Annotated in this window: 1 protein-coding gene; it reads left to right on the top strand. The window is 68.4% G+C overall.

The genetic code is table 11. The features are described 5' to 3' along the window. The first annotated feature begins 114 nt into the window (after positions 1–114). Positions 115–1089, top strand: coding sequence for an IS481 family transposase (locus ACIB24_RS23000; RefSeq protein ID WP_398284553.1), 975 nt, complete (start codon positions 115–117; stop codon positions 1087–1089). Positions 1090–1107: the final 18 nt, after the last annotated feature.

Raw genomic sequence — 1107 nt, 5'->3', positions numbered from 1 at the left:
GCCTAGGTGTAACCGGCCAGGACGTTGGTGACGGTCGGCGCGGCAGCTTGATCACGTAGTGAGACCTCCGGTGCGGTGGTGATTGCGAAGTCAGTCACCACAACCGGAGGTCTCATGTCCCACGCTAATGCCCGTCTGACCGTGCACGGGCGCCTGCTGTTGGTTCTGCGCGTCGTGCGGGATGGTCGGCCGGTCGCGCACGTCGCCCGGGAGTTGGGGGTGTCTCGGCAGTGTGCGCACCGGTGGGTGGCCCGCTATCTGTGCGAGGGCGAGGCGGGCCTGCGGGATCGCTCCAGCCGCCCGCACCGGATGCCGTCGGCCACGTCGGTGAAGGTCGAGACCCGGGTCCTGGCGGCTCGGGCGAAACTGCGCGCCGGGCGGGATGTCGTGGCAGCGGCCACGAAGGTGCCGGCCCGGACCGTGTCGCGGATCCTGGCCCGCCACGGGGTGCCCCGCCTGGCTGAGTGTGACCCGATCACCGGGCTGCCGATCAGGGCGTCGAGGGTTACGACCTGCCGTTACGAACGCGACCATCCCGGTGATCTGATCCATGTCGACGTGAAGAAGCTCGGCAAGATCCCGCCCGGCGGCGGCTGGCGTGTTCACGGTCGAGCGGTGACTACCGCGGACAAGCACAAGCGGCCGAAGATCGGGTTCGACTACGTCCACGCCGCCGTCGATGACCACTCGCGCCTGGCCTACGCCGAGATCCTGCCCGACGAGAAAGGTCCGACCACAGCGGAATTCGTCCTGCGTGCGGCGGCCTGGTTCGCCGCCCATGGCATCACCGTGCGTGAGGTGATCACGGACAACGCCTTCAACTACGTCCACTCCAGGGACTTCGCCGCCGCGATCGAGGCGATCGGCGCCAAGCACCGCCGGATCCGGCCACATTGCCCGTGGCAGAACGGGAAGGTCGAACGGTTCAACCGGACCCTGGCCCTCGAGTGGGCCTACCGCCGTCCCTTCGCCAGCAACGCCGCCCGAGCTCGGGCACTAGCTCCCTGGCTGAAGACGTACAACACTCAGCGAGGTCACCACGCCCTCGGAGGCCAGCCCCCGATCAGCCGCGTCGTGTCACCAACCTGATGGCCGGTTACACCTAGG

The sequence above is a fragment of the Spongisporangium articulatum genome (genome assembly GCF_044465595.1).
GTDB classification, from domain to species: Bacteria; Actinomycetota; Actinomycetes; order Actinomycetales; family Kineosporiaceae; genus Spongisporangium; species Spongisporangium articulatum.
Note: the sequence above shows the minus strand (reverse complement) of the source record. Positions and strands in the feature narration are given on the sequence as shown.

Bases quoted from the DNA above. Each gene is read 5' to 3' on its own strand.
- ACIB24_RS23000 (WP_398284553.1), top strand. From the start codon at position 115: ATGTCCCACGCTAATGCCCGTCTGACCGTGCACGGGCGCCTGCTGTTG.